The organism is Neochlamydia sp. AcF95 (assembly GCF_018342455.1).
Lineage (GTDB): Bacteria > Chlamydiota > Chlamydiia > Chlamydiales > Parachlamydiaceae > Neochlamydia.
In genome coordinates this window covers 1-26,054 of record NZ_JAEMUC010000042.1, presented here as the reverse complement: position 1 = coordinate 26,054, position 26,054 = coordinate 1, and the positions used below count along the sequence as shown (strand labels likewise).

Annotated in this window: 26 protein-coding genes, 1 tRNA gene and 7 pseudogenes; 14 read left to right on the top strand and 20 right to left on the bottom strand. The window is 38.1% G+C overall.

Annotated features, from left to right (window positions below; translation table 11 throughout):
• Positions 1-221: 221 nt before the first annotated feature.
• Positions 222-2,264: a RhoGEF domain-containing protein gene (locus NEOC95_RS04405; protein ID WP_213151815.1), complete on the bottom strand. Its 2,043-nt coding sequence runs from the start codon at positions 2,262-2,264 to the stop codon at positions 222-224.
• A 270-nt stretch (positions 2,265-2,534) separates the two neighbouring features.
• Between NEOC95_RS04405 and NEOC95_RS04400 the strand changes: the two genes are divergently transcribed.
• Positions 2,535-3,722, top strand: coding sequence for a glycosyltransferase family protein (locus NEOC95_RS04400; protein ID WP_213151813.1), 1,188 nt, complete (start codon positions 2,535-2,537; stop codon positions 3,720-3,722).
• A gap of 21 nt (positions 3,723-3,743) precedes the next feature.
• Here the strand turns inward: NEOC95_RS04400 and NEOC95_RS04395 are convergent, their stop codons facing one another.
• From NEOC95_RS04395 to folP, 4 genes are read right to left on the bottom strand one after another with little or no spacing between them, the layout of a single operon-like run.
• Positions 3,744-4,442, bottom strand: coding sequence for an RsmE family RNA methyltransferase (locus NEOC95_RS04395; protein WP_166156633.1), 699 nt, complete (start codon positions 4,440-4,442; stop codon positions 3,744-3,746).
• 2 nt (positions 4,443-4,444) lie between these two features.
• Positions 4,445-5,695 (bottom strand): YbbR-like domain-containing protein, encoded by a 1,251-nt coding sequence (locus NEOC95_RS04390; RefSeq protein ID WP_166156636.1) that lies wholly within the window; start codon positions 5,693-5,695, stop codon positions 4,445-4,447.
• Positions 5,683-6,486, bottom strand: coding sequence for a diadenylate cyclase CdaA (gene cdaA, locus NEOC95_RS04385; RefSeq protein ID WP_166156639.1), 804 nt, complete (start codon positions 6,484-6,486; stop codon positions 5,683-5,685). Before cdaA ends, NEOC95_RS04390 begins: the two co-directional genes overlap by 13 nt.
• 8 nt (positions 6,487-6,494) lie before the next feature.
• Positions 6,495-7,289, bottom strand: a complete 795-nt coding sequence (folP, locus tag NEOC95_RS04380) for a dihydropteroate synthase (RefSeq protein ID WP_166156642.1) — start codon at positions 7,287-7,289, stop codon at positions 6,495-6,497.
• 110 nt (positions 7,290-7,399) lie between these two features.
• Between folP and NEOC95_RS04375 the strand changes: the two genes are divergently transcribed.
• Together NEOC95_RS04375 and cydB are read left to right on the top strand one after the other, a co-directional pair.
• Positions 7,400-8,803: a cytochrome ubiquinol oxidase subunit I gene (locus NEOC95_RS04375; protein WP_166156645.1), complete on the top strand. Its 1,404-nt coding sequence runs from the start codon at positions 7,400-7,402 to the stop codon at positions 8,801-8,803.
• Positions 8,800-9,831 (top strand): cytochrome d ubiquinol oxidase subunit II, encoded by a 1,032-nt coding sequence (gene cydB, locus NEOC95_RS04370; RefSeq protein WP_166156648.1) that lies wholly within the window; start codon positions 8,800-8,802, stop codon positions 9,829-9,831. The genes NEOC95_RS04375 and cydB overlap by 4 nt, the downstream gene beginning before the upstream one ends.
• A gap of 13 nt (positions 9,832-9,844) precedes the next feature.
• Here the strand turns inward: cydB and NEOC95_RS04365 are convergent, their stop codons facing one another.
• The 4 genes from NEOC95_RS04365 to nusB are packed head-to-tail and all read right to left on the bottom strand — an operon-like array spanning position 9,845 to position 13,332.
• On the bottom strand, positions 9,845-11,071 hold the full coding sequence (locus NEOC95_RS04365; RefSeq protein WP_213151811.1) for a bifunctional folylpolyglutamate synthase/dihydrofolate synthase: 1,227 nt from the start codon (positions 11,069-11,071) through the stop codon (positions 9,845-9,847).
• Complete coding sequence (locus tag NEOC95_RS04360) at positions 11,071-11,928, bottom strand: PHP domain-containing protein (protein ID WP_166156700.1); 858 nt, start codon at positions 11,926-11,928, stop codon at positions 11,071-11,073. Before NEOC95_RS04360 ends, NEOC95_RS04365 begins: the two co-directional genes overlap by 1 nt.
• On the bottom strand, positions 11,925-12,815 hold the full coding sequence (gene murB / locus NEOC95_RS04355; protein ID WP_166156703.1) for a UDP-N-acetylmuramate dehydrogenase: 891 nt from the start codon (positions 12,813-12,815) through the stop codon (positions 11,925-11,927). The genes NEOC95_RS04360 and murB overlap by 4 nt, the downstream gene beginning before the upstream one ends.
• 4 nt (positions 12,816-12,819) lie before the next feature.
• Positions 12,820-13,332, bottom strand: a complete 513-nt coding sequence (gene nusB / locus NEOC95_RS04350; protein ID WP_166156706.1) for a transcription antitermination factor NusB — start codon at positions 13,330-13,332, stop codon at positions 12,820-12,822.
• A gap of 123 nt (positions 13,333-13,455) precedes the next feature.
• Between nusB and NEOC95_RS04345 the strand changes: the two genes are divergently transcribed.
• From NEOC95_RS04345 to NEOC95_RS09405, 4 genes are all read left to right on the top strand, one after another.
• Positions 13,456-13,695: a hypothetical protein gene (locus NEOC95_RS04345; RefSeq protein WP_213151809.1), complete on the top strand. Its 240-nt coding sequence runs from the start codon at positions 13,456-13,458 to the stop codon at positions 13,693-13,695.
• A 64-nt stretch (positions 13,696-13,759) separates the two neighbouring features.
• Positions 13,760-13,833: transfer RNA gene (locus tag NEOC95_RS04340), tRNA-Ile, on the top strand.
• A 180-nt stretch (positions 13,834-14,013) separates the two neighbouring features.
• Positions 14,014-14,169: a hypothetical protein gene (locus tag NEOC95_RS09410; protein ID WP_242678215.1), complete on the top strand. Its 156-nt coding sequence runs from the start codon at positions 14,014-14,016 to the stop codon at positions 14,167-14,169.
• Between the two features lie 388 nt (positions 14,170-14,557).
• Positions 14,558-14,812 (top strand): tyrosine-type recombinase/integrase, encoded by a 255-nt coding sequence (locus tag NEOC95_RS09405; RefSeq protein WP_242678216.1) that lies wholly within the window; start codon positions 14,558-14,560, stop codon positions 14,810-14,812.
• 233 nt (positions 14,813-15,045) lie between these two features.
• Here the strand turns inward: NEOC95_RS09405 and NEOC95_RS04330 are convergent, their stop codons facing one another.
• The 3 genes and pseudogenes from NEOC95_RS04330 to NEOC95_RS04320 form a co-directional block, all read right to left on the bottom strand.
• On the bottom strand, positions 15,046-15,903 hold the full coding sequence (locus NEOC95_RS04330) for an NUDIX domain-containing protein (RefSeq protein WP_166156709.1): 858 nt from the start codon (positions 15,901-15,903) through the stop codon (positions 15,046-15,048).
• Positions 15,904-16,007: 104 nt separating this feature from the next.
• Positions 16,008-16,223: pseudogene (locus tag NEOC95_RS04325) on the bottom strand (calcium-binding protein); the annotation flags it as partial.
• A 183-nt stretch (positions 16,224-16,406) separates the two neighbouring features.
• Positions 16,407-16,877: pseudogene (locus NEOC95_RS04320) on the bottom strand (DUF6155 family protein); the annotation flags it as partial.
• A 653-nt stretch (positions 16,878-17,530) separates the two neighbouring features.
• Between NEOC95_RS04320 and NEOC95_RS04315 the strand changes: the two are divergent.
• Positions 17,531-18,229: an IQM protein middle domain-containing protein gene (locus NEOC95_RS04315; RefSeq protein ID WP_166156718.1), complete on the top strand. Its 699-nt coding sequence runs from the start codon at positions 17,531-17,533 to the stop codon at positions 18,227-18,229.
• A 287-nt stretch (positions 18,230-18,516) separates the two neighbouring features.
• Here the strand turns inward: NEOC95_RS04315 and NEOC95_RS09835 are convergent.
• Positions 18,517-18,779: pseudogene (locus NEOC95_RS09835) on the bottom strand (type II toxin-antitoxin system RelE/ParE family toxin); the annotation flags it as partial.
• Positions 18,780-19,143: 364 nt separating this feature from the next.
• Between NEOC95_RS09835 and NEOC95_RS04310 the strand changes: the two are divergent.
• From NEOC95_RS04310 to NEOC95_RS04285, 6 genes and pseudogenes are all read left to right on the top strand, one after another.
• Positions 19,144-19,434 (top strand): annotated as a pseudogene (locus tag NEOC95_RS04310) (hypothetical protein); the annotation flags it as partial.
• 42 nt (positions 19,435-19,476) lie between these two features.
• Positions 19,477-19,839, top strand: coding sequence for a hypothetical protein (locus tag NEOC95_RS04305; protein ID WP_166156721.1), 363 nt, complete (start codon positions 19,477-19,479; stop codon positions 19,837-19,839).
• Between the two features lie 66 nt (positions 19,840-19,905).
• Positions 19,906-20,118: pseudogene (locus NEOC95_RS09830) on the top strand (SH3 domain-containing protein); the annotation flags it as partial.
• A 117-nt stretch (positions 20,119-20,235) separates the two neighbouring features.
• Entirely contained in the window at positions 20,236-20,781 is a 546-nt protein-coding gene (locus tag NEOC95_RS09400; RefSeq protein ID WP_249270170.1) for a C40 family peptidase, read from the top strand.
• A 292-nt stretch (positions 20,782-21,073) separates the two neighbouring features.
• Positions 21,074-21,366: pseudogene (locus tag NEOC95_RS04290) on the top strand (M15 family metallopeptidase).
• Between the two features lie 68 nt (positions 21,367-21,434).
• On the top strand, positions 21,435-21,581 hold the full coding sequence (locus NEOC95_RS04285) for a hypothetical protein (protein WP_213151807.1): 147 nt from the start codon (positions 21,435-21,437) through the stop codon (positions 21,579-21,581).
• A 343-nt stretch (positions 21,582-21,924) separates the two neighbouring features.
• Here NEOC95_RS04285 and NEOC95_RS04280 read toward each other — a convergent pair whose 3' ends face one another.
• The 7 genes and pseudogenes from NEOC95_RS04280 to NEOC95_RS04255 form a co-directional block, all read right to left on the bottom strand.
• Positions 21,925-22,191, bottom strand: a complete 267-nt coding sequence (locus tag NEOC95_RS04280; RefSeq protein WP_166156733.1) for a type II toxin-antitoxin system RelE/ParE family toxin — start codon at positions 22,189-22,191, stop codon at positions 21,925-21,927.
• Complete coding sequence (locus tag NEOC95_RS04275; protein WP_166156736.1) at positions 22,192-22,416, bottom strand: type II TA system antitoxin, ParD family; 225 nt, start codon at positions 22,414-22,416, stop codon at positions 22,192-22,194.
• Positions 22,417-23,155: 739 nt separating this feature from the next.
• Positions 23,156-23,230, bottom strand: a pseudogene (locus NEOC95_RS09590) (type II toxin-antitoxin system YafQ family toxin); the annotation flags it as partial.
• A gap of 119 nt (positions 23,231-23,349) precedes the next feature.
• The gene (locus NEOC95_RS04270; protein ID WP_166156739.1) at positions 23,350-23,613 is read right to left on the bottom strand and encodes a type II TA system antitoxin, ParD family; all 264 of its coding nucleotides are present in this window, start codon (positions 23,611-23,613) and stop codon (positions 23,350-23,352) included.
• Positions 23,614-23,806: 193 nt separating this feature from the next.
• Positions 23,807-25,291, bottom strand: a complete 1,485-nt coding sequence (locus NEOC95_RS04265) for a DUF648 domain-containing protein (RefSeq protein ID WP_166156742.1) — start codon at positions 25,289-25,291, stop codon at positions 23,807-23,809.
• 124 nt (positions 25,292-25,415) lie between these two features.
• Complete coding sequence (locus tag NEOC95_RS04260) at positions 25,416-25,610, bottom strand: type II toxin-antitoxin system RelE family toxin (RefSeq protein WP_349305249.1); 195 nt, start codon at positions 25,608-25,610, stop codon at positions 25,416-25,418.
• A 7-nt stretch (positions 25,611-25,617) separates the two neighbouring features.
• Positions 25,618-25,863 carry a hypothetical protein gene (locus NEOC95_RS04255; RefSeq protein WP_166156745.1) on the bottom strand — a complete coding sequence of 82 codons (246 nt, stop codon included), beginning with the start codon at positions 25,861-25,863 and terminating at the stop codon, positions 25,618-25,620.
• Positions 25,864-26,054: the final 191 nt, after the last annotated feature.

Sequence of the window (26,054 nt, the reverse complement as noted above, 5' to 3'; positions counted from 1 at the left end):
CAGAAGTCAAGCCTCTTATCGCCAATGGTACTGCACACAAGAGTGTGGGAGAGTAGGTCGCCGCCAAGCTTTTTTTTTCTTTACTAAACAGCACTGCTAAAAATTTTTCTCCTTTCCTATTACTCTATCTTGCTTTGTTTATCCTTTTTTCTTCCTTATCTAACTCTTTTAAATTTAGCTAGTTAAGCTATTTATCTCTTTTTCTTTTTTAATCTTGCTTATTATAAAGTAGGAGTTAATGAATTGATAAAGTTTAACTGCGTCTTTATATTTGTTTCCAAAGCAGCAACTGCTTGTGCTTCTCTTAAATTTTGATCGCCACTTCTTTTACTTACTTCTTTCATTAACATCTCTAAGCGAGGAAGCCTTTGCACAGGACCAATAAATATAGAGCCTAAATTGACATAAGGAGGCTTATTCTCAAAGCCTTGCAAAATATTCTTTCCTTCTGCTGTTCCTGAAATTTTTGTTATCAAACGATTGAGTTGAATATTTTTTATAACTAATATTCCTGTAGACTTTATGTAATCTTCTAAATTGCTTGCAGAAAAAATAGTAGCCAAAGCTTCTAAAGGATTTGCTGAGCTTTTTTGCATAGCCTCAAGCTGCCCAATTAATGATTCAGATTGCTTGGCTAGCTCTTGCCATCCTTGAGTTAGAATAGCATGTTCCTCTTCTGAGATAACCTTATGATCCAATAGTTGTTGGAAAACATTATTTTCAGAAGAATGAGGGAGCAATAAATGAATGTTCTTAAGATAACTTTTTTCGGTAGTAATAAGTTCATTTATCACTTGATCTAATTGTGAAGTGAGTGGCACAGGATTAAAATTTAAAGTAGTGGGTTGACTGAGGTGCGCACTAGAAGTAGAATCGGTAGAATTTTTGTATTGAGCAATAGCCACGCTGAAAGGCAAATCTTTAATAAACTGTAAGATGGCTTTTCCATCATATTCGTCGCTAGCCGTTAAACGCGTAAACTGACCCTCTAATTTTTTACCCATTTCGGGATCATTTTCATTAATTTTTGCTAGTGAATGATTAACAATCATATGAGCCATAGAAGGTGAATTCATAATCAATTTTTCACCATATGAACTTTGAATAAAGTTATTGTATAACTTCCTTATATCTAAAGGTTCTCCTGAGTCGTTAGGAATAAGAGGGTCATAGCCACTACGGAGAGTCGAATCTATTGTAGCTAATATTTTTGATAAGGCCGCTTGGCTGCTTTTACTGCGTCCTTGGTTAAAAAAACTTCCTAAGCTTAAAATGCGCCTTTTTGCAATTTCAATTGTCCCATTAGATTTAAGAGTAAGGCCTTTATTTTCATCATTTAATTCTTCTAAAAGCTTAGCAAATTTTTTAAAGATTGCTTGGTCTTCTTCTGATATAGCTTTCTTCTTATCGCTAGGTGGCAAAGTCTCTTCTTTATTGATTTCAGATTGATCTACTTGTGTAAGAATTTTACCTGTCGGATTTTCTATTTCCCCGGTAGTTTGTAAATCTAAAGCGAGTAATTCCTCTTCGAACGCATGAAATTTTTTTGCTTCTTCTGCACCTAATAAGGTAGAGGGCTTTTCTGCTTCTTTAGAAACCGTTCCAGCTATTTTTTCCTGCTGAGAAGAATCTGCTTTGGAGGGAAGGGGAGGAAGGGGAGGAAAGGGTTTAGAAACTCTTTCTTGTTTTGGCATTTGGCTAGTTACCTGCTTCTTAATATTTTCTGAATACATCTTTGTAGAAGCAGTTACCATGCTTTCAGCTTTTTTATCTAATTTCCCCTGTTTATTCCATGCCTGGACAGTTTTTTCGTACAATTTTTTTTGCTTTATTAGACGCTTTAAACCCGGTTTATCTCCTCTCTCACTTAACAATTTTTCAAGGGTGTTAAAATATTTAGAATCGACTTTATTAGTTTTTTGATCAGCATAATGTTTAGTCGCTGTTAATAAGTTGCTTTCAGCCGTATGCTCAAAGCTCACTTGTTTGAGTTCTTTTTCTTTTCCTAGGCCCAATCCTATGGCTAAGCTAGCTGCTTTTCTAATTTTTTCTGAACTAAATGAAGCTAAACGTTTTTGCTGATCTTCAGGAGATTTGCAATCAGCCAGTGAGACCACAAATTTTAGTTTTATTCCTTGAAGCTTAACATCTTTAATAGCTGATTTGCCATCAGCCGCTAAGGTAAAACCGTTGAGTTTGGGAGGGCTATCATGTTGAGAAGAGGCCACAGGGTTTGACAATTTAGAAAATATGGGAACTGACATAGAATTACTCCCTACTTAATTAGATCTTATGGGTAAATCTTTTTATAATTATAATTATATTATTAATTTTATAATTATTAATATTAAAATTTTCATTAAATTTGTTAAATAAAGCCAACTGTGAATGGTTATGATTTATTTCTTAATAAGAAATTAGCAAAAAGTATGCCAAGCAAAGGAGAGTTAAAAAGGAAATGAGGAAATAGGTAAATTTTGGGTGAAAAATATTGGAGGTTATAGCAAGTTAAGAATAATGGGAGAGTATCTTATATGCATATCGCCTTTCTTTCTAACTATAATCTTTACGAATCTAAACGCTACTTTTGTGCCCGTTTCGCCGAAGCTTTTAATCGTCTAGGCATTGAAACAAGCATTATCGATTATCATACTTTGCAGCAGCAGAGTAGAGAATTTATAAGGGCAAGTAATCCTCAGGAAACCATTTTTACCTGCTCATTTAATTCTATGATCTCAGAAGATGGCAAATATATTTCAGATCATACGGGAGTTCCTCATCTGGCCTTCTTTGTCGATCCTGCCTACAATTATAGAGATGTACTCAGAAGCAAAAATACTATCATTACCTGCGTAGACCATGGAGATTGCGACTATATTTATTCTAAAAATTTTTCGAAAACTTTTTTTCTTGCCCATGCTGTAGAAAGGGAATTGGGACCTGCTATGAACCAAGAAAGACCCTATGAAGTTGTCTTTTTAGGCAGTTGTTATGATCATGAAAACTTGCGTGCTTATTGGCGTCAGACAATGAAAAAAAATGATATAGAAATCATAGAAAAGGCAATTGAAATAGTGTTAAGCGACAATAAGACTTCCGTCTATTCAGCGGTTAAAAAAATAGTGCAAGAGGAAGCTTGTTCTTGCGATAATGAGAATGAATTAGAAGATAAAATTATTCATTATGCTTATTATGTCGATAACTACATGCGCGGAAAAGATCGTACAGAGCTTATTCTCTCTATAAAAAATGCGCAGGTCCATGTCTTTGGAGATCTTTGCTGGCGTCGTGAAAAGCCCATTTTAGGATGGGAACATAGCCTAAGAACCATGCAAAATGTGACTATTCATCCGGCCGTTAATTATGAAAAAGGCCTAGAAATCCTCAAACAAAGTAAAATATGCTTAAATAGCATGCCTTTTTTTAAAAATGGTACACATGAACGAATTTTTAATGGTTTGGCTTGTGGAGCTCTACCTATTACCAGCGATAATCTCTGGATCAGAAGAAATTTTGAACACGAGCAAAACATTCTTATTTATTCGCCGCACGCATGGGCGGAGGTCAACACCTGGGTAGAAGAATATTTGAAAAAACCTTTAAAGCGTGAAGAAGTTATCGCTGAAGGACGTGAAAAAGTGATGAAGGAGCATACTTGGGATGTACGAGCACAACAGCTGTTTGATGGCTTTGAGAATCTCCCTCCAATAGAGGAAGGATAAAGAATGCCTGCCGGAGTTTATCTATTGGCTCATAATGCTTAAAGCAACCAAAGCAGCGGTATCGGCACGTAAGATATTTGGATGAAGTTTCACACCCTGCGCACCTATTTGCCCTAATCGTTCTATCTCTACTGGGGTAAAGCCCGCTTCAGGACCTATAAAAAAAAGGGCCTCTTTACCGGGAGAATGAATGTGCCAAAAGAAAGGAGCTTTCTCTCGCACATCTCCAAAGAAAGCAGGAATTTTCAATGAGTTCCATTGATTAAGTGCAGGCTTAATGACTAATGACGGAAGATAGAGGCGTCCACATTGCTTCATAGCGGCAATCATTAAACTCTCCATTCGTTTCAATTGATGCTCAGTAAGGGATTTTCGCTCACTACTTTGGCCGGGAAATAGCCAGATTTGAGTAGCTCCCAATTCAGTGCTTTTTTCAATGATAAAATCTAGACGATTAAGCCGAGGCAATCCTTGAGCGAGGATTAATTCAGGGCCAGTCTTTTCTTGTTGAATGAAAGATTCGATAACGAATCTAGCCTGTTTTTTTTCTCGCTGCTTTAAAACACCTATCGCAAGGGTTCCTGCGCCATTAACAAATTCAGCTTGCTCACCTTCTTCTAAACGCATGACATGCGCTAAATGATGAAATTCATTACCCTCTAAGATAACTTCCTGGCCGGCCTGTAGCCTGGAGCAAAGAAAAAAACGTGTGGAAGGCATAATTAGCTTTTGACCTTAATAAATTTGTCTTCCCAATAGCTGTCAATCTGTAACTTTTGGTCGGGGGAAGAATATAAGGTTATTTTTTGCAAATAATCACGGAAACGTTTGCGTAACAAGGTTTCTTGGTGCTGGGGGGAGAGAGCAATGTCGGGGTTATAAAGAGATTTTAGCAGATCACCCAGGAAATAAGCGACATAGGTGTTTTCTAAATCTTCAGCCGCCACAACTTCTAAGCTCCAAAGTAACGTTTCTCGTTCATTTTTGGGGGCCGCGCTGATAACAATTTCCATATTTGGTTTAATAATCTCCATAAACAGGCTACTGACATTTTTGGTGAATATTTTTTGAGTAAAAATGGTTGTTCCATGCCGTTCTTTTACTTTATCACTAATTGCTAAAGTGCACGTTTGAGGATTGATATCTTCTAAGGTTTTTAAAGGGTAAAAGATGCGAATGGGAATTTCTTTATCGATGGGAATAAATTCATTTCTTAAAAAGTCGATGCGTAAATGTTGAGCTTCAGGATCATTAATTTCTTCCAAACTATTATTATGAAAAGGAATGGCCACTTCTTTCCAATGATTAGGAATAGGGAAGCTAATTTCATCATTTTGGGCATTTAGATGAGCACTGTGAATAGCATCTAATTCGGATTTAGTAATTTCATTTAAGTCAAAGACAACTTCCAAGCCACGTGCTTTCAAGCTTTGGATCGCCTCTTCAGGACCACTTAGCGTTTGTATAAGCTTTTGAGGCCATATATCCAGGAGTTCATAGCCAGGAGGGCTGTTTCCAATTGGAGGGAGAATAGTTATAGGTATTTTTGCAGCGATAAGGCGACTCATTTTAATAATAAACTCCGGATGCTCCACATTAGAAATGCTATGGGCAAGATCAATATCTGGACTTAAGCTAATTAAATTTTTTTTAGTGATGAGAAGCACCCATTCGTCCCGATCAATACTTGAAGAGTCAATTAAGACTTCTAAATCCCCTGGTTCCAATTCATGAATAACATTTTTTCTTCCGCTTAAAGTGAGGGCTATACGTTTATTTAAAATACCATTAGGTAATAAACCCTGAATCGTCTTATCAGCGGGCAAATTGATAATTCTTATGGGCACGCCCAGGATAGTTTTAGTGGCGGTTATAGAATAGTTTACACATAACCACAAGATAACTGCTAATGCAACCGCTACTATTTTACGTTGCCAATTCTCTAAAAATATCTTATAGATTAACGTTTCCATGTTTTTAAGCGTCCTATCGCATCAAAGCTGGATTGAATAGTAGTCTTAGGAGGCGTAAATATGCTGCGCATAATGCCTTTAAAGCGATCAATTTTGACGCCTCTAGTCATTATTCCATCTCTTGCTATAGCTACCTTACCTGTTTCTTCTGAGATGACTATGATTAGCGCATCTGTATGTTGGCTTGTTCCTAATCCTGCACGGTGACGAGTGCCCATAGATTTTGACAGTTGCGAACTATCGTCTGCTAAAGGAAGAATGGTTGCTGCTGAGAGAATAGTGGTACCTCGAATAATGACAGCTCCATCATGTAAGGGGGTCGTCTTAATAAAGATGGATTCTAATAACTCAGATGAAAAATTGGCGTTCATAATGACAGCTTTATTGGCATACTCATCTAAAGAATCTTGATTTTCAAGGACAAGTAAAGCTCCTACACGTTTTTCAGAAAGACGATAAATGGATTGAGCCATACTATCCAAGAATTTATCAAATTCTGTCACTTCTCGATATTTTTTTCCTTTGACGCTGAGCATGGAAAGTGCCAGCCGTAGTTCTGGTTGAAAGATGATTAATAGGGCCACTACCGCTACACTAACAAAATAATGAATAAGCTTTTCAATCACAGGCAGATGCAACCAAATTGATAAGGCATAAATACAAGCAACTGCTAACAGACCGAATAAAAGGTCCATCGTGCGCGTATTCCAAAAAAAAGAGAGTAAATAATAAACCACGATGGCAATTACAGCAATTTCAATAGCAGGAATAAACCAACTGAGTATATGCATAGCTTTTTTTACTTATTATAAACACTTAATAAATCAATGATATCGCGGTGCGCTTGGATATCATGCACACGAATAAAATCTACATGGGAAAGGATGGCAACCGAATTAATTGCCAAGGTTGCAGGTAATAGCTCATCTGTCGATTTGTTAAGTATCTTGCCCATGAAAGACTTTCGCGAAACTCCAAGTAAGACAGGAAACCCTAGCTTCTTAAGCTCTGCCAAATTGTGTATGATTTCAAGATTATGGGCAACGGTTTTTCCAAAGCCAATGCCTGGGTCTAAGACAATATTATGCTCTTTAACTCCCGACTGCATTAATGTATTAACCACATTAGAGAACCAATGCTTTAAATGATCGATAATAGATGCTTCATAACTAGGAGCATTTTGCATGGTTTGAGGGGTGCCTTGCATATGCATGACACATAATTTTACTCCGGAGGAGGCCGCTATTTCACGCATGGCTGAATGGCGAAAGCCTCCTACATCGTTTATCCAGGTAGCTCCTGCTTCGACGGCTTCGGCAGCCACCTGAGGTTTCATCGTATCGATAGAAATAGGGATGGATAGCTCCTGTTTTAGATGCCGAATCAGGGGAATTACTCTTTTTATTTCTTCTTCTAAAGAAACGACAGGAGCTCCTGGACGTGTAGATTCACCCCCCACATCTAAGATGTCGGCACCTTCAGCTAGCATCTGATGTCCTCGGGCTACAGCTGAAGTTATCTCAAAAAAACGACCTTTATCATAAAATGAATCCGGGGTAGCATTCAAAATGCCCATGAGTTGGGTCTTGCTCATTTTATTGCCTTGGTAAAATCGATAAAAGCATACAACATTAGGTTTTTTATTTGATGAAAATTTTTATTTCATTAAGCTGAGCTTATCTTAAAAAAAGCGAAGGTTTATAAATGGATGTAGAAATACTAGCGCGATTCCAATTTGCTCTGACCATTATGTTTCATTATATTTACCCTCCTCTAAGTATTGGCATAGGCCTTATATTAGTCATTATGGAAGGAATTTATATAAAAACTAAAGATCCTATCTATTTGGAAATGGCCAAATTTTGGACTAAAGTCTTTGCTTTAACTTTTGCTATGGGTGTAGCTACCGGAATAGTGATGGAATTTGAATTTGGCACAAATTGGGCCAATTATTCACGCTTTGTGGGAGATGTATTCGGTAGTGCCCTTGCGGCAGAAGGAGTTTTTGCTTTCTTTTTAGAATCAGGGTTTTTAGCTTTGCTTCTTTTTGGATGGAACCGGGTAAGCCCACGCATGCATTATTTTGCTACTTGGATGGTCTGCTTGGGTGCACATTTTAGTGCTATTTGGATTGTAGTGGCCAATTCCTGGATGCAGACTCCTGCCGGCTTTGTGATTGAGGGAGAGGGAATCAAAGCGCGGGCAGTGATTACCGATTTTTGGGCAATGGTTTTTAATCCTTCTTCCATGACTCGCTTATTTCATACTATTATTGGATGCTGGTTGGCAGGAGCTTTTTTGGTGATCAGCTTAGCGGCTTATTATATTTTGAAGAAGCGCCATCATGAATTTGCTAAAAATTCTTTAAAGATTGGCTTGAGTGTGGCGCTAGTTGCCTGCATTTTACAATTAATAACAGGGGATACGAGCGCTCGTATAATTGCCAAATACCAGCCGGCTAAGCTGGCCGCAATAGAAGGCCTTTACAAGACTCAAAAAGGGGCACCCTTATCTATTTGGGGCATTCCCAATTCCGAGACACAAACCTTAGATTATGGCTTCAAAATTCCTTATCTATTAAGCTTTTTAACTTTTCGTGATTTTAATGCTGAGGTAAAAGGTTTAGACACTGTTCCCCGCAAGGATTGGCCCCGCGTATCTGTGGTTTTTCAAACTTATCATCTTATGATAGCCACTTGGGCTTGTATGATGATGACCACTCTATTAGCTATTTATTTGTGGCGCAAAGGAACCTTATTTCAGAAAAAATGGATGCTCCGTCTTCTAGTGGCATCTTCTTTTTTTCCTCAAATCGGTAATCAGGCAGGATGGGTAACGGCGGAGATGGGACGCTATCCTTGGATTGTGCAGGGCTTGCTTAGAATTTCTGAGGGCCTTTCTAAATCTGTGGTAGCAGAGCAAGTATTAGGTTCGATCATTCTATTTGGAATTGTTTATACTTTGTTATTTATTCTATTTGTTTACATGCTCAATGAAAAGTTTAAACATGGTCCTATGGACCTAGCGGTTGGAGATGTCTCTACTCCCTATCATCAGCAATATGTACTTGTTCAAGACGTTTTTACCCAAGATAAGGAAAAGGAATGATTGCTTTAGAAAATTTACAAGTTATATGGTTCATGGTTTTTGTTATCCTTCTAACTGGCTATGCTATTTTGGATGGATTTGATCTAGGTGTGGGAATGATGCACCTAGTGGGCGCAAATGATTACGAGCGACGCATTATTCTTAATTCTATAGCTCCCGTATGGGATGGCAATGGAGTTTGGCTAGTGACCGCAGGAGGGGCCCTTTTTGCGGGCTTTCCCCAAGTTTATGCCACTTTATGCTCAGCCTTTTATACTCCTATTATGATCTTACTTACAGGACTAATTTTCCGCGCCGTCGCTATCGAATTTCGTAGTAAGCAACCTATGGCATGGTGGCGTTGGACATGGGATAGCATGTTTACTATAGCTAGTGTGATTATCTCTTTAACTTTAGGAATAACTATAGGCAATCTGATTGTAGGAATCCCTTTAGATGAGAATGGAGAATTTATAGGCACATTTTGGACATTATTGCATCCTTATGCTCTTTTGGTAGGCATGATGGCATTAGCGCTATTTATGATGCATGGAGCTATTTATCTGGTGATGAAAACTGAAGGGTCCTTGCACGATAGACTTCGTCAAAAAGTCAATCCTGCGATTATTTTCTTTATAGTTCTTTATGCCATTACCACCGTAGCTACTTTAATCTATTTTCCTCATATGGCTGAAAGCGTAAGGAGTCGCAAAGATCTTTTTATCATTGCCGTTATCAATGTGCTTTTGATTGCCAATATCCCTCGAGAAATCTCCAAAGGACGTGAGGGTTGGGCTTTTCTCTCTTCGTGCGGAAATATAATATGCTTAATGGCTCTCTATGGAGCAGGTACCTATCCAGCCGTGGTGCGCGCTGTTAACGATCCTCAGGCTTTAAGTTTAACCATTTATAACTCTTCGTCTACAGCAAAAACCTTGGAAATTTTATTATTAATAGCGGCCATAGGAGTTCCTCTTGTGGTAGCTTACACCATTGTTATTTATAAAGTTTTCTATGGTAAAGTAAAGCTAGATCCTACAAGTTACTAAAAAGCTTAAAGGGCTATCTTTCGTTAAGATCGTAGTCATCCGTAGGCTCCTCTATTTTTAAGCTGGCACGTACTTCTTGCATAATAAAAAAAGTGCCACAAATAATTAAAACTTGTTGATGCTGTTTAGCAAGAAGTAGGGCTTTTTGAGTGGTATAAGGGATGGTAGTGTCAATGGAAATAGAGCTTAAAGGAAAGTGATGCTCGATCATTTTTTGGTAAAGAACGGCAACTTCTACGCCGCGACCATTAGAAGCCTCAATCAAATGAAAATGCTCCCCATATTCTTTAAGAACTCTTAAGCAACCCTCTACGTCTTTAGTCTTGGATAAACCAAAAATAATCCGTAAGGGCCTGTGGGGATACCTTTGTCTAATGGCCTTAAAAAGGTGGCTAAGGCCATCCGGATTATGTCCTACATCAAGAAGTGTAGGTGGTGCCTGGCAGACAAGCTCAAGTCGGCAAGGCGGCAATGCTTTAAGACCAAGCTGAAGAGAATCTTCAGAGACAGCAAGTGTTTGCAAAGCTGCCTTAGCAATCGCGTTATTTTCCTCATCAAAATTACTAAAATTACCAGTTACTTGAGTTAAAGGGCTATTTTGCAGCTTGGCGATCTTTTCAACAACAGGTCTAGGAACGCGGGGGCCAATGATAACAGGGACCCCAACCTTAATAATTCCTGCTTTTTCCTTAGCAATTTCCTCTACCGTTTGTCCTAAATACTCGGTATGTTCCAGACTAATGGAGGTAATAATAGAGAGCTTAGGAGTAACAATATTGGTGGCATCCAGCCGGCCTCCTAATCCAGCTTCTAAGACAGCATATTCTACCTCTTGCTGGGCAAAATAAGCCAAAGCTAGAGCCGTAGTGATTTCAAAAAAGGTAGCGGGGATTTGCTCGTTTGCAATGTGTGTAAATATTTTGTCTAGAAGAGCTGTTGTGGCCTCTTCATCAATAAGCTGGCCATTAATTTTTACTCTTTCACGAAAAGTTGAAATATGGGGAGAAGTAAATAGACCTACACGGTAACCTTCTGCTTGTAAAGCCTTAGCTATTTTTGTGGTTACCGAACCTTTGCCATTCGATCCTGCTACATGGATGCATTTATAGTGGCTGGCAGGAAAGTCTAAAATCCTTTGTAGCCTGCACATATTATTTAACCCCAGTTTCATTCCTCCATGTTTATTAACGCTAAAAAGCTTTTTAATTAATTCTTTATAGGAGGGGAAAATGGTAGTCATTAATTTAAGGAAACTTTATCAAAATGGTCTTTTAGGATATCAAAATGGTCTTTGGTAACCCAGGAAGAGCCTAAAGGTATATGGGGTTTAAGGGCACCATGATAATCTGAGCCGCCGGTAATCAACCACTGGCGATGTTTAGCGATTTTAAGCCAACGCTTATGAGCTTTTTGATTGAATTTAGCATAATAACATTCTATTCCATCAAAATTCATCTCCAGAAGCTTTTTCAAAGTGGGGGGATTATCCACCAGATGAGGATGGGCAATGATAGCCAACCCTTTAGCTTGATGAATAATATTAATGGTATCTTCCAACGTAAAATACTCGCCGGGGGCATAGCAGCTTTTTCCTTCACCTAAATACTTATTAAAAGCCTCAGGAATAGAGTGAATATAGCCTTTTTTAAGCATAGCTAAGGCAATATGAGGCCTGCCTATCGTTCTGCTAGCATTTAAAACCTTATTGCCGGCCATGGCTGCTAACACATCTTCTTCCTCTAAAGGAAATCCATGGGCGGCAAGTTTTTTTAAAATTTCGCGATTGCGATGAAGGCGTCTTTCCACATGTTTTTTACAGAAATCTTTAATAATAGGGCTATCGATGGGAAAAGAATAGGCTAAAACATGCACGCTTACCTCTCCTTGAAAAGAAGAAAACTCTACGCCCGGAATGATTTTCATACCTAACTGTTGTGCTAGAGGTAGGACTTGGCTATAGGCATCAATAGTATCATGATCAGTAATGGATAAGCCGGATAAGCCTAATTCAGCGGCCATTCTAATGACCTCTTCCGGTGAAGAGGTTCCATCAGAACATGTAGTATGACAATGCAGATCTGCTCTGAACTCTTTCATGCGCGTTCCACTTCATAAGGAATATAGCGTACTTCACTTTCCAACTCAATCTTGCAATGAATTTTTACCTGTTCTTTTATGTGTTCAATAAGTTTTAAAACTTCTTGAGAGGTGGCGTTATTTGCATTAACGATGAAATTAGCATGAATTTCAGAAACTTTCGCTCCTCCCAGCTGGGTACCTTTTAAACCAGCTTTTTCTATCAAAGCCCCCGCATAATGGCGATCAGGATTGCGAAAAATACATCCTGCTGATTTATTGCTGTAAGGTTGGGTTTGCTTACGATAAGTAATAATTTCTATTTGCTTTTGGCGTGCTTTGCTTGAAAGGTTTAATTGAAAAGTAGCTCCTACAATAGCTCCTTGCATTGATTGGAAGATTGAGGTGCGATAAGCATGAGTAAGCTCTTCTTTATAAAAAGTTTTTAATTCTCCCTGCTGATTGATAAAATCTACGGATTTTAAAGCATCATGCGTCTCTCGTCCATTTGCACCTGCATTCATATAGACAGCACCGCCTACGCTGCCAGGTATGCCAGAGGCAAATTCTAGGCCTGACCAGCCCTCCCTAGCAGTTTGGGAGCCCAGCAATGAGAAATTATAGCCCGCACCTACATGAAAGATTCCCTCTGGCTGTTGATGTTTAAAATCAATTTTATTATGAATCACCAGGCCTGCAAATCCACGATCATCAAAAAGGCAGTTGGACCCTTTTCCTAAAATAAAAAAAGGAAGATGGTGGATATGGCAATAAATAAGAGTTGCTTGCATCTCTTCAATCGTATGGACTTCTCGATAATAATGGGCAGCGCCTCCAATTCCGAAGGTGCATACGCTTTTTAGTAGCTTGTTATTTTGAAGCTTTGAAGATAGCTTATCATCATTCACAGTCTCATTCCTTAGCCATTTCTTTTTCTAAAGGAAGGCTGCTAGATTTTTCCTCGCTTTGATTCATTTCTTCAATAGTTTTATAGATTTTTTGAAGGTCTATTTCTTCACCAGCTCGTGCTTTGTACAAAGTATCTAAAATGGCATTAACAAAATTGGCTGATTCGGGAGTACTGAATTTTCGTGACATCCTGACTGCTTCGCTTATAGCAACCTTAGGGGGAATATTGCTTGCAAAGAAAAGTTCATAAACTCCTAGGCGCAAAATATTACGTTCGACAGTTTGAATACGATCAAATGCATAAGAAAAAGAGGCACCTGCAATCATTTCATCAATTTCGCCTTGGATAGCTTGTATTTCCTCCACTTTCTGTTGAGCCATAATAACCGAAGCGCGAGAAACGGCTAACTCTTTCATCATTAGCTCAATCATATCTTGTTGATGAGCTTTTCCAATATCATAGCTGTATAGCATCTGGAAAATAATTTCACGTAATTTTTGTAGGGGAAGAGCCATTGCAGTTTCCTTTTTGAGATTAAGTCTACAAGATTAGCTCATAAACATCAATTGCATCACTAAGAATATCTCCGTCCTAGGTGTTCGTGCTTCTCTTAAAATAAAGGGTATAAGTGTAGAGCTATGCGAGCAAAAGGTTATCCTTGCGGCTATGGCGACCAAAAACATTCCTTTCCCCATTTGCATAGGCTTAACGCAGTTTGTTTGTCTCATCTCTTGATCAAATTGCTCAAAATTGATCGTCAAAGGATACAGGCACCCTTGCTTTCATTCAATATTGAGTTTCTAATCACCACTATAGGTCATTTTTTACTTGCTGGTAAAAAAAAATTGAAGGGAGAGAAAGTAGAATTTAGCCATTAAAAGCAAATAAATTTGAATAATACTTGATTTATGAAATCTTCCTTGTTATGCTACTTACTTCTTAGGGGCAATAGCTCAGTTGGTTAGAGCAACGGACTCATAACCCGTTGGTCCCTGGTTCAAGTCCAGGTTGCCCCACTTTTTATAAAATCTTTAGATCCAGTATTTAAAGTTTACGATGATTACGCTCAATCATTAAAACCCAAGCCACTATAATGGGTCGTGCGTGGCACACGCAGCCCTATACATCCCAGCAATTATCATCACAGTAATCTTGTCACTGCTCAAGCTAACCATCCAAAATGAAGCATGAGCTAGATGGCAACGATTCAAAAACTTCCCCAAAAAAATGAAGCCCTCTGCCATAGAGTAATGATCCGTCAAAGCGATGGCTTTCCTCCTAAATCTAAAACCTTTCCTCCAAAAGAAGAGGCCAAGCATTGGGCCAAAATAGAAGAAGCACGTAAGCGATAAGGTTATGCTCCTACAGATAAAGAAAAAGGCCAGCAGACTTTGACAGATATTATTGATCGCGACATAATAATCGCTCTTTTTATCAAGCCTAAAGACGCTGGGAATATGCAGCGACATCTTGCTTGGTGACATGATAAAATTGGCTAATATAGTGTACTAAAATTTCACCTGATTTGATTGCTCAATGGTGTCAAGAGCTTGCTGAAGCGAAAACATCAAAACACCTTAAACGTTCTCTTGCTACTGTCAAGAGCTATTTGGCCCCGCTTTCAACGGTCATGGCATATGGTATTCGTGAATGCGGTTGGATGACTGATGATAACCCCTGCCTACGAGTAACTAAATTTAAAGAATCAAAAGGAAGGGAGAAGATTGCCTCTTCTGGCGAATGTCTTGCACTATTAGAAGATGTAAAAATAGCCGTAATGAACATGGGTTGCCTGTTGTGCTTTTGGTCATTACTATAGGGATGAGACAAGAAGAGATTTTGGGATTAACATGGGATTGTATTAATTTTGATCGACAAAAGATCTACCTAAAAGAGACAAAGAATGGTAGACCTCGAATTATTTCTATAGTAGGAAAAGCTTTTGTACTTCTTCGATCCCATTATTTAAAAAAATGCCCTTATACATTAGCATGAGGCAAAAATTCTGTATTTAATCCTGAAAAGGATTTAATGGCTTACTATTCGAATAGAAATGCCTATGCAAAGTACTTTCATGGCGAAGCATCAATGAAGGACTCCATCTCCTTGCCTGAATTCTCTGTAAAACATGTACACACATATCAAGAGTAACTTTGTATCGATTTTCAGCGATTAGTACTCCTTAAACAAATCGACATATTTATTGAAGTTCTTGCAATCAAGTGACTTTAGATCTCTGCGATTTTGTCTACTATAATTGAAGGAAATAGTAGGGCTTCACTTCTTTCAAACCGATCAATTGGAATCCATTCTACCCAATGAGCACCTCTTCTATCTTCATAAAGCTGAAAACGATTTTTCGTGTAGATTGTTTCATTTGAAAGCTTAATGGGAAAGGTAAAAATAATTTCGTGTCTTTTAATCCCCTGATGTTCAAAGATGTTTTCGCAGACTATAGGTTCACCTGTAATGACGAGATTACATCCAAGCTTCTTATAAATTTCGCGCTTTAGAGCCTCTTCAGCACTTTCACCAAATTTAATACTACCTCCGATGGGACACCATCCTTTTAAAAGGCCATCACCATTAAGTACCTCGCAGACAAGCAATTGATTTTCGTGTTTTGCAAGACCTATTACTTTGCCCCTAATGCTGTTATGAGGCCTCCATGTTTCACTTGTTGGTAGATTAAAGATCGCATGAAGAGCAAATGGAGTTAATTCCTTTTGAAGGATGTCAGTGAGCTTAACCCAACGGTTTTCTTCTTGAGGCACTAAGCCTGGCTGTTTCTCCCAACCTAATATTTTATAAAGAAGGCCAACTTGATGGAATCCATATAGAACACCGTTATTAGCATAGTGGCCAGTAGAGGTTACTATACTTAAAAATTCTAACTTAGAAATGGCTATAGAAGCTTCTTCCAGTAGCTCACGTCTAAGGGCTGCTTCTGGCGTTTCACCGAATTCAATAGCACCCCCAGGAAGCCCCCATAATCCCTCATAAGGTCCTGATTGCTTTTGAGTGAGGAGAATTTGGGAATCTTGAAATATAACTCCATAAGCTCCATGTCTGATGATTTGATTCATGTTATCTGATTTATCCTCTCCAAGCAATGATTGGGATAATATGCAATAGGGCGTGATTAAAAATAATATCCTTGAAAAATCCAATAAGGCCAATCCTCTCATGCTTACTTGATTTTATTACCAACATTAATACCTTTCATCTGCTTCAATGGTACACAAAGTGTTTCTTTATCTTTCCATTTCACTTGTGCAAACCTATCGTATTCGCAATTTTCTCCGTCGCCCATACCAATAATCGCACTAATTTCATCTATTTTCAGCGGGGATTTGCTGGCTAATTGGATACACTTAGCCTTAAATGGTATAGTCATCGTATCTTGTAAATAGTAATACCTCGTTCCGACTTAATTGTAAGCATCTCGATAATTTTCAATGCAAGGCGATCTTCAATTTTTTGGTTAAATTCTTTAAATAATGTTTCCAATTTTTTTTTGATTTTTAATGAACCATTTTTACAGGCAACATAAATTTCCATGCGCTGAAAGTGTAATTATAAAAGGAATTTAAGGGATTTTTTCAAAAAAATCCTTGTACAAGCCCTCAATGGCGTCCCCAAACCCCCATCCCATATCTTGAGTTTGAGCATGGATATTTAAACAACGCTTTTGAAAATTTTCTAGGACCCCATACTCTTCCATGTCTTTCAAGGTTTTTTCAAACATGCTTTCCATGCTATTATAGAATCGTTCGTCAATATCCCCATAATCTAAGGTGCATTTAACCCCATATTCAACATAAGTGAGCTGAAGATCAAGAATACTTAGATAATCAGCGCACACTTTTTTGAAATCGCTAATAGCTTTTCTTGCCACTGAATATTTAAGCTCAGGAAAACCCTTTTTGGGGCAAAACTGTTCTTCCAAAATTTTCTTGTATTTTTGCACTATATCAGAGGGTGTACGAGGTTCTAAACGAGAATCATAGTATTCCCTTACAAAGTCAAAAGTTTTGTAAAGCGTCAAGATTTCATCTAGTAAGGAGTCTTGATCTTATTTTTGCAGATGTTCTTTTAATTTTTTTATTCTCATACATAAATCAGGTTTTGCTATTTAAAGAAAAAGACATTTTATCGTGAGAAAATTCCTGCGACAACTACTTTTTTTACGATTTGTCAGAAAATGAAATTTGGCGGCCCACTGGCGGCACACTGTCATCTTATTTGCATCAATAAATCTCAACACTTAGTAATTGAAATTAAGAGTGTAATCATGCTGTCTTATTGTTTTGGGCAGCGAATAACTGCTGTGAAGTGTGAGAAGTCTGCGGACTCATAACCCGCTGGTCGCAGGTTCAAATAGAATGTCAAGTAATTCTTTAGTTAATCGTAAGATCATGCTAATATTTATAATATTGTCTTATATTAAATTATAAGCTATTAATTCTAAATAGCTAGGAGGAAGAAGTGAATCCAGCCGGTTAAGTTGCAAACCATTCTGCAAGTTTTAAGCAAAATGAAGTTGTCGGTATCAAAACCTCATTCGAAAAGCATGCTTATGACGAATTTCACTTCAGAAGAAGATACATTAATATCCTACAGCAAGTTGCTAGTGAATAGTCCAAAGAAAAACTGACCGATAAAGAGTATTTTAAGATTCAATTTTCAGAGCCAAATTTTAAGTTAAAAAGCATGAATAAATGGTATGCTGATGAAAAAATAAAATATTTTACAGAACAAGGTCTTGAAGATAAACAAGTCTATATAATAAACGGCCTATTTTATAACACAGATCTTAGTTTATATAATTCTAGCAAACCCTTAGATACTGAAACAGGTGATGGCGAAATGATTGTAATGGATCGCCTGGGAAGTATGTTTATCGCCCCTAAAGAAAGAGGCATCTTTCATCACTCATCATTTTTTAGTGGAAAACCTGTAGCTTTTGCTGCTTTATGTTTTATTAAAGATGGCAAAATTCAAAGCATGCTTCGATATAGTGGACATTACTTGCCAGGAGAAGAAGAAGAAAGTTCATTCAAAAAACAACTGAAGACTAATTATCTTATTACAGAAAAAGCTTTTAATGTTCTAAAAGTTGATAGCAAGGGTTATTTAGTACAAACTATTTCCATCTCCTCCAAAGAAAAAGTTGAAAATTTATATGATATTATTGCAGAGCTGGGAGAATTTTGTAGGCCGAGGTTGCGGCTTATTAGCGACGGTAAAAGTGTTCCAACCGCAACACTCGTAGATACTCAGCTAGTGGATATTACAATAGCTGAATCAAACTTAAAAAGTGGTTGTACAATATATGCTCTTGAAATGAACTATACTCCTCATCATCGGATATACCCTACTAGCAAATTTGAATTGATAATTAACGATTAATTCAATTTTTTATAAAATTAAGGGCATGTGGCCAGCAATTCTGTGTAAAATATTGCTGACCCTTTATTTTTGAGCTCCACAGCTTCTAAAATTTCATGACTCTTCTTCGCTTTTAAGTTATTGCTAAAAATTTGTCTCCTTAGCAATTACTTATTCACAATATTTAACTAAATTATATTCGTGATGTTTCGCATTTTTATAAACCCAGCTTTATAGATTTTTTTTATATTCAGGAAGAACTGGCAAGATTAAAGCAAGCTTTTTCTAATCAAAAGTTCTGAATGCGTCTACCCGCCTCCACTTTTTCCGCAATACCTCCATAACAGCCTTTTTGCTATTGCGCAACTTTTTACAAAAGCGTTCGTCACTATAATTTTTTTGCTTTTGAAGAAAAAGCCAAGATAACGATCAGGTTGGGGCTTAAAAGCGTAGATCCCATCTCCTTCATTTCTAAATTTCATTTCGTCGAAGATTTTTCCCTGATTTCCCATTGACAAAAAAGTTTGAGCAGTTTTCTCTGTTTATTTTTTGGTTGTTCTTTGAAGTATTCAGGTGCTAGGTCCTTTATGATCCTAAAACCACTCAATCCTAAATAAGGGAGCGGAAGACTGGGCGCAAGCTGTTGAACGGCAAATCAAAGCTGGCAAGTATAAGTCTGATCGAGTCAATTACCAGGGCACGTTCCTGGAGCTAGTCGATCGCTACAAGGCTGGCGGAATCTTGGATCACTTAAAGTCTGCCAAGGATGTGCTTCGACACCTGGAATACTGGAAAGTACGCTTAGGAGTTTATGCACTCGTTCACCTGAATAGCAACTTTCTTTTGAAGGAAAGGGCTTTACTCATAATCGACAATTCAACTCAACCCCTGCTATTTGCGAGTAAGACAGCCTTCGGAAAGATTGTTATCAAAAAGCTTGGCAAGTAGTAGCAAAGAAAGCAGGGTTGGACGACGTACACTTTCATGATTTACACCCCACCTATTCCACAGAAGCATCTAAGCAAGGGGCTAGCACTATCGAATTATCAACAGCCATGAGGCATAGAACCTTGCAAATGCTAGACCGCTATACCCATATACAAGCTGAAATGACCAAGCACGATTCAGAGGGTATTGTAAAGAAGTTTAATCTCAAGAAAACCGAAGCTGTACAAGAAATCATAAATACTCAGGAGATACCTCAAGCATTGGAGCAGAATGCATAGAGGTTCAATATGAACCATGGATCAACAAGTGAAGGAAAGGGCATGAATAGATCTATAGAAGAAGCACAATCTATACTACTAGACCTGAAATCGGAGCTGCAGAAGTTTCGCGATTTTTGGATTATAGCACAGAAGGATAAACTTGATTTTGAACAACTTTCGGATGCTCAGTGGGGAGTCAAAAGTTCGAGATGTTGGCTTCATGGCTCGACTGATTTGCAAGAATCTAATGAACTTGAGAGATGGTTGTTTGATAGACCTCTTCTCAATGGTATGGCTAAAGAAAAGACTTCAAAATGCATTAAATGCTGGAAAGTATGGTCGCAACTAAAGAACAGATACTATAGCGATTTTCCAGAATATTCAAAAGGCATGATAGTTCATCTAGAAAAAACATCTCTTTAGCATGCTCAGTCAAAAACATCTTGTAAGTGGCGAATCCCAAATGATAAGATTTGTAGCAAAAATGGAATGGAGCATGAAATGATGAATTGTGTGTTTTTGGCTTCTACACTTTTGTTTCACTACATCAACGTTCCCGTCACCAATATGAGAGAACTTCCGAAGGACACGTCTGAAATTGTTTCTCAGGCATATTTCTCAGAGCAAGTGAATGTGATTGAAGAAAACCTTGATTGGACAAAAGTAGAAACAACAATAGATCATTACCAAGGCTGGGTCAAGAGTAATCAGCTTTGTCACGAGCAAAACAATTTTTATGAAAATTCTTGTGCAACTGCAAAGGTCAATCGTTGTATGGCGCATCTTTATCATGTACCCGATACGATCTACGGTCCTATATTGACAATCCCATTTGAAAGTGTCTTAAAAGTTATCGATCTCGGAAATGACAACAATAGCCGGTGGGTTAAGGTTCTTATGTTTGATGAGCGCGAGGCATTTATTCAACGTGGCGACATTATCTTAAATCAGGCTGTCATTAGTCGTGATCAGATTGTGCCATTTAGCCTCCAATTTTTAGGATTGCCTTATACATGGGGAGGTCGTTCTAGCTTCGGATACGACTGTTCTGGCTTTGTTCAAATGTTATATCGTCAAATGGGCGTGTATCTACCAAGAGATGCTAAGGATCAGGTTAAGTGGGAAGGGTTGGCACCAATCGAAATAAACGATATGCTACCTAGTGATTTGATATTTTTTGGCTTAAGTGAGGATAAAATTCGCCATGTGGGAATGTATATAGGATCTGGCCAATTTATTCATGCTACCGTCGCGGAAAATGCTCCTTACATCCATATTAGCAGCCTATCTGATCCGGAATGGAATGGTTCGGGTAAATGGATTTATCGAACAGCACGCACCTTAAGGAAAAAAAACAATGCTTAGATATTTGATCGCTTAATTTTTGTCTTTATTTTATCAATTGATTGCGAACGTTTTTGAGAGAATAATTTCACCGATTACAACCCAAATTTTTGAACAGATGTTTTATTCTTGGAGAGAAAAATAATCCTGTGCCCATAGAAGATTCACGGTAGATTTCCATTAGCTATTGGGAATTTGACGAAAATATGCATTAAGGTTGCCTCATTTAAAAAAAATGATGCTCGTAGGCGTTTAAGAAGGCATTGATTAATGGTCTGCGCAAGGTAACAATAGCTATTCATTTTGCTCTCGCCTGATAGCTGGTGTCACGAATGTTTTTTCAAAGCATAGTTACGGGTTAGCAATCGACATTAATCCTCTTTACACCCCTTATTGCAGAGGATGACTACTCATCCCCGAAACAAGCATCCCTATCTCGATAAAGGAAACCGTATTAAAGGTATGATTTGTCCAGATACGGTTTGCTACAAAGCCTTTACTAAAAGAGGTTGGAAATGGGGCGGTGATTGGCAAGTCGAGAGAGCATATGTCAATTATCTTCATTATGAAAAAGATCTTAAAGATGTTTCAGAAATGTTTAAGTGAAACTACTCACAGCCATTTATTTTCTCATAGCATTTATTTCCCATGGTTACTGTATTGCTATTAACAGCATGGAAAGCCATTTACAGCTATTAGTCGTTACTACTGAAAGTTGGGAGGAGAAGGGCGGATACATGCAATTGTTTGAGAAGGCAGATCAAGATAAAAAATGGGTTCTTATTGATGAACCCCTTCCTGTTGTTATTGGAGAGTCTTGAATGGCCTGAGGTATCGGTCTAGATGGGCAGCTGCTAATCTTACTTTGGTTGATGGTTATAGATATGAGTTAGAAATGCCAACAAAGACTTTGATGATTTTACAGAAAGAGCACACAGCGATTACTCCAACGTTTTAGAATTTGCGGTTTATAACAGAGGATTGCTTAGATAGATAATGATGAAGCACGGGCTTTAAGGACTCTCAACTGAATGGTGGCATTTTGATTTTAAAGGATGGTAAGATGATACCAAGTTTCCTCCAGTAGATGTTTCTTTTGATAATTTGTGATAACTTCCACGCCTTTATTCATCATAATCATCGTATAAAAATTAGTTTTTCACTTCAAAAAAGATCCGAATGAGAACCTGTTCTTGCAAAGATAATTTCCGTTTCTGTCTTTTTATAGACCAGTAGCCAATCAGGCTCAATGTGGCATTCCCAGTAACCCACATAATCACCCTTTAGCTTATGATTGCGATTTTTTGGTGGCAGCGGTTCTTCAAAAGTTAAAAGCCTCATCACTTCTTTGAGTTTCTCTATATCCTTGCCTCGTTTCTTTGTTTTGGCTACTTCCTTTTCAAACAGGCGTAGATGAATAGGTTTAAGCATCTAGATACCGAGTTTTTTGAAGAGATCATCGATATTGTCGCTTTCAACTAGATTTTCGCCCGTCTCAATTTGTTTTATAGCTTCAAGGGTCTCAGCATTTGGAGTGTTGGTACTATAAAGATGTTCGTGTATCCATCCAATAATGATCTCCCGCATGCTTTTACCTAAAACTGCGGCAAGAGCTTTAAGCCTTTTATGATCTTCTTCCGGAACGTCTATAGTCATTCTGGACATATGACCTTTTGCAGACATAATTCCCCTCCATCGTTCTTTATTTTTAAAATACCAGAAATAAAGAAATAAGGAAACAAAAACATGAAAAGTCGCGAAAAATTTTTAATGGCTTACTGGGCAACCAGGCACGCACGGAGGTCATGCATAGCATAAGGAATTGATTGCGCGGTTCACTGACATGCAGATTTTCCCAACAAAATCCCGCAGAGTTCAATAGCCTTTTGGTTTTAAATCCTTTGCCGCTATTACGCCTAGCGGCTGAATAATATTGGGTATGTCGGTGTTCTCCCGCCCTCATCACCCGTCGGCCCCTGGTTCAACTCCAGGTTGTCCTACTTTTTTACCAGTACTCATGCGCGCTTTTGAGCAAGACTGAGGTTGAAACAATAAAGCAAGGTATCCCATGTTCGAGAAAACATGCGACGCAAAAGCTAGGACGAATAACCATTAACCGCGTAGGCAAGCCAGCTAGGGCAAACTGTCCATGCCGGCTACAAGGTGGAAAGCCAACTGGGGCTAAGATAACAGAAGGATCAGCTATTCAGAGAAAAGCTTCATGGAAGCATGGAATGCGTCCTAAGGCCATCCTAGAAGGAAGAAGAGCTTTTCTTGAATATATTCTTTCAAGAGAAAGTTTCATTGACGGCCTTTGGTAGTTATTTAAAGAGATTAGAATACGTTCCGGTTCTTTCAAAATGATCTCTTCCTCAGTTTTGAGATAAACAAGCAATCAGCCAGGCTCAATATGACATTCCCACTGCCCTTTAAACTTTCCAAAGAGTCTGTGTTTTCTGTATTTTGGTCTGAGAGGTTTTCGCGAGCAAGCTTCTCAGCTACTTCGAAGAATTTTTTCATGTCTTTTCCTCGTTTTTCTTGTTGATGCAATTCTTTTTTGAATTGGTTGCGATAAGAAATTTTGAGCATTTATTTGAGACCAAGCTTATCAATAAAGTCATTGAAGTTCTTGCAACGCACTAAATCTTTTCCTTCATCCGTTTCTTTAAAGGCTTTTAATGTCTTATCGTTTGGTTCATTATCACTAAGCAAATGATCTCTAAGACAACTAAGAATAAGGTCTTTAAGAGTGACTCCCATAAAAGCTGCCATAGCTTTAAGTCTCTTATGCTCTTCATAGGGCATATCTATGGTCATTCTTGCATGTTCGTGATGATGTTGCTGTGCAGTCATACCTTCCCTCCTTTCCTGTAGTTTAGCACATTTGTACTCTTCTGTGAATGATGGAAAGGAAAATGAAATTTTTTATATGGAAAAATGGAAATAAAGATTAACGTAGCATTACTAAAGATGAAACTGGATCCTCTCAGGTGTAAGGCTAAATTTTTTATGGATACAAGCTTTGCCTGTATCCATCCTTTTCTGGCTAAGCCTGAATAAAATAGCCATGCCCGTTGACTTGGTCCAGTTTAAATATATGCCCTTTATCAACCAGAGCTTGAACAATACGACGCAGCCACAGCTGCTTTTCTTCTTCCTCAGTAATGAACACTTTAGCAGAAGGAAGTCCAAGGGTGCTATATATACTAAAAGGATCTTTGCTTGTGTTTAAAACAAAGTAACGCTTACCTTTAGTTGATGCTTGGTCAGAACTATTTTGAATAAGTCTGTTCATTTCAGCGATAACATCTTCTGCGACTTCTCTTAAAGTAACAGTTTGCTTTTCCCATTTTAAATCACTTTCTTCGGTTAAATCTAAGCCCAAAGAGGCTAAGTCAACTTGTATAGGCTCTTTGCCGGTCACCACACCTTTGTCGGTATAAAGAGTACGCAACCGCTTGTCATCTTCAAATTCTTTTAAACGGCGGGCCTTAGCTTCTTTTGCCTGCACTGTAGAGATGGCAACTCCTTGTTTACGAGCTTCTGCAATTACAATGTCGATCTGTTCCTCCGATACACAATGAACCAAACCACGACTTCCGTTAAAGTCACCAAGAAAACCATTTTTGTTAAAGTAACCAAGGAAACCATTTATTGCACTATTCATATGCTCAAGGTCAATAAGAGCAACACGTCTAGGGCCATGAAACTCAGGAATTTCATTTAGAATAGGAATATTGCGCCAGGTAACATCATTAAAACCTGTCTTTGCTACGAAGATGGCAAGTTGGCGTGCTGTTTCATTTAATTCTCTAGAGTATGTATGATAAAGTTCTTCCTGTGCACTTTCATTAGGATTAAAGTCAAGACTCTCTTCAGCAATGAGTGTGTAAGCTACTCCGCTGACTTCAACATCAAATTTTCTGCCATGAGGTATAATTAATAGACCTAAGTCATTAGCTAAGCATACCTTCTTCGCTTCAATCATATTATCAAAGCGCTCATTACTAATGGCTTTAGAATTTAGCCACTTACCACCTCGAAAAACTGAAATCCCTGGGCGAGCCATTTTATAAACAACATTTGAGGTTTCTTTAATTCTGAAAACTAAATTATTTCCTTTTGCTAGCCATTTTATAGCTTCATCATCTTCTCTGCTAATGATCTTGGGAATAAGTTGTTGGATCTTGGCTGCTGTAACCTCTGAAATATTTATCCCTTTTTCAAGTTTTTGCTTAGGATCGATGAGCTTAAAACTATGCTGTGAGCGCAAAGCAGTCTTTGCGATAAGCATGATGAGCGGAATAATGATAGTAAAATAAGAAAGAAATCTTCCCACTCTTGCTAAGACAGAAGATCTTGTCTCTGAGAGAATAACTTTTTCTTGTCCTGTTTTTGTACGACCTTGAATTACCTGAGCCTTCTTTCCCCCTAAATAAAAATAATTATCTACCTTCTCAAGAAGGAAAAGAGCAGTAGACTTTGGAGAAGTTTGATAAGTTATAGGGGTAAAAAAACTTAATTTAGACATTTATAGTTATCCTAATTTTATGACATAAGCTTGAGAAAATTTGCCTTAGAGCACGAGCAGCTGGTTCTTCCCACAACCTAGCGATACACCTCTCGCCTATGTCCAATTTCAACAACCAGGACGATTAGAACACTTTTTTGATGGAATACACAATACGATAATCTCCCGAACGTATGCGATATAAAGCAGTTTTTTGGCCTTGTAACTTAATGCTTCCTGAAGGCATCTGATCATCTGCTAACATGCCAATTTTTTCCATAATTCTAGAGCGATCTGTTTTGGGAACTTTCTTAAGGAATTTTTCGGCGCTCTCGGAGATTTCAATTTCATATTAAACGCTCTCTTGCTTTCTTCCAGGAAGATGTTTTTTCCTCTCCACCCTCAATGCGCTTTAGAGTTTGATAAGCTTTTTCAGCCAGCCAATCATCCTCGACTTTTTCCATCTTCTCAAATGTTGCAAGAAGCATGAATTGCCGCATAGTGACCCCTAACTTAGCACAAGCTATTTTTAAATACGCATGTTCCTCTGGATCCATATCTAGGGTTAAATGTGCTTTGTGTGTATTAGCCATAACTCCAAAACCTACTTTATTCTACAGAAACGCAGAAATCCGTGCAATTCATGTATTGGGTGTTACTTATGAAATGCTAACCCGCTATAGTTACAAAGGCGGACAAAAAGTGTCTGCCCAATATGCTAGCCTGGAAAATGGAGGCACAGCCATAGCTGATCATTTGCTCGCGGGGGGGGGGGGCTAAAACA

What these genes read in the sequence shown, in the direction of transcription:
- NEOC95_RS04330 (WP_166156709.1), bottom strand. Translation starts at nt 15,903, where the DNA reads ATGAATCAAATCATCAGACATGGAGCTTATGGAGTTATATTTCAAGAT.
- NEOC95_RS04390 (WP_166156636.1), bottom strand. Translation starts at nt 5,695, where the DNA reads ATGGAAACGTTAATCTATAAGATATTTTTAGAGAATTGGCAACGTAAA.
- NEOC95_RS04280 (WP_166156733.1), bottom strand. Translation starts at nt 22,191, where the DNA reads ATGCTTAAACCTATTCATCTACGCCTGTTTGAAAAGGAAGTAGCCAAA.
- NEOC95_RS04265 (WP_166156742.1), bottom strand. Translation starts at nt 25,291, where the DNA reads ATGTCTAAATTAAGTTTTTTTACCCCTATAACTTATCAAACTTCTCCA.
- cdaA (WP_166156639.1), bottom strand. Translation starts at nt 6,486, where the DNA reads ATGCATATACTCAGTTGGTTTATTCCTGCTATTGAAATTGCTGTAATT.
- NEOC95_RS04360 (WP_166156700.1), bottom strand. Translation starts at nt 11,928, where the DNA reads ATGAAAGAGTTCAGAGCAGATCTGCATTGTCATACTACATGTTCTGAT.
- NEOC95_RS04315 (WP_166156718.1), top strand. Translation starts at nt 17,531, where the DNA reads ATGAATAAATGGTATGCTGATGAAAAAATAAAATATTTTACAGAACAA.
- cydB (WP_166156648.1), top strand. Translation starts at nt 8,800, where the DNA reads ATGATTGCTTTAGAAAATTTACAAGTTATATGGTTCATGGTTTTTGTT.
- NEOC95_RS04255 (WP_166156745.1), bottom strand. Translation starts at nt 25,863, where the DNA reads ATGGCTAATACACACAAAGCACATTTAACCCTAGATATGGATCCAGAG.
- NEOC95_RS09405 (WP_242678216.1), top strand. Translation starts at nt 14,558, where the DNA reads ATGTCTTGCACTATTAGAAGATGTAAAAATAGCCGTAATGAACATGGG.
- folP (WP_166156642.1), bottom strand. Translation starts at nt 7,289, where the DNA reads ATGAGCAAGACCCAACTCATGGGCATTTTGAATGCTACCCCGGATTCA.
- NEOC95_RS04270 (WP_166156739.1), bottom strand. Translation starts at nt 23,613, where the DNA reads ATGACTGCACAGCAACATCATCACGAACATGCAAGAATGACCATAGAT.
- NEOC95_RS04375 (WP_166156645.1), top strand. Translation starts at nt 7,400, where the DNA reads ATGGATGTAGAAATACTAGCGCGATTCCAATTTGCTCTGACCATTATG.
- NEOC95_RS04285 (WP_213151807.1), top strand. Translation starts at nt 21,435, where the DNA reads ATGGAAAGCCATTTACAGCTATTAGTCGTTACTACTGAAAGTTGGGAG.
- NEOC95_RS04305 (WP_166156721.1), top strand. Translation starts at nt 19,477, where the DNA reads ATGAATAGATCTATAGAAGAAGCACAATCTATACTACTAGACCTGAAA.
- nusB (WP_166156706.1), bottom strand. Translation starts at nt 13,332, where the DNA reads ATGGCTCTTCCCCTACAAAAATTACGTGAAATTATTTTCCAGATGCTA.
- NEOC95_RS04365 (WP_213151811.1), bottom strand. Translation starts at nt 11,071, where the DNA reads ATGACTACCATTTTCCCCTCCTATAAAGAATTAATTAAAAAGCTTTTT.
- NEOC95_RS04405 (WP_213151815.1), bottom strand. Translation starts at nt 2,264, where the DNA reads ATGTCAGTTCCCATATTTTCTAAATTGTCAAACCCTGTGGCCTCTTCT.
- NEOC95_RS04400 (WP_213151813.1), top strand. Translation starts at nt 2,535, where the DNA reads ATGCATATCGCCTTTCTTTCTAACTATAATCTTTACGAATCTAAACGC.
- NEOC95_RS04275 (WP_166156736.1), bottom strand. Translation starts at nt 22,416, where the DNA reads ATGACTATAGACGTTCCGGAAGAAGATCATAAAAGGCTTAAAGCTCTT.
- NEOC95_RS04345 (WP_213151809.1), top strand. Translation starts at nt 13,456, where the DNA reads ATGCGAGCAAAAGGTTATCCTTGCGGCTATGGCGACCAAAAACATTCC.
- NEOC95_RS04395 (WP_166156633.1), bottom strand. Translation starts at nt 4,442, where the DNA reads ATGCCTTCCACACGTTTTTTTCTTTGCTCCAGGCTACAGGCCGGCCAG.
- NEOC95_RS09410 (WP_242678215.1), top strand. Translation starts at nt 14,014, where the DNA reads ATGGCAACGATTCAAAAACTTCCCCAAAAAAATGAAGCCCTCTGCCAT.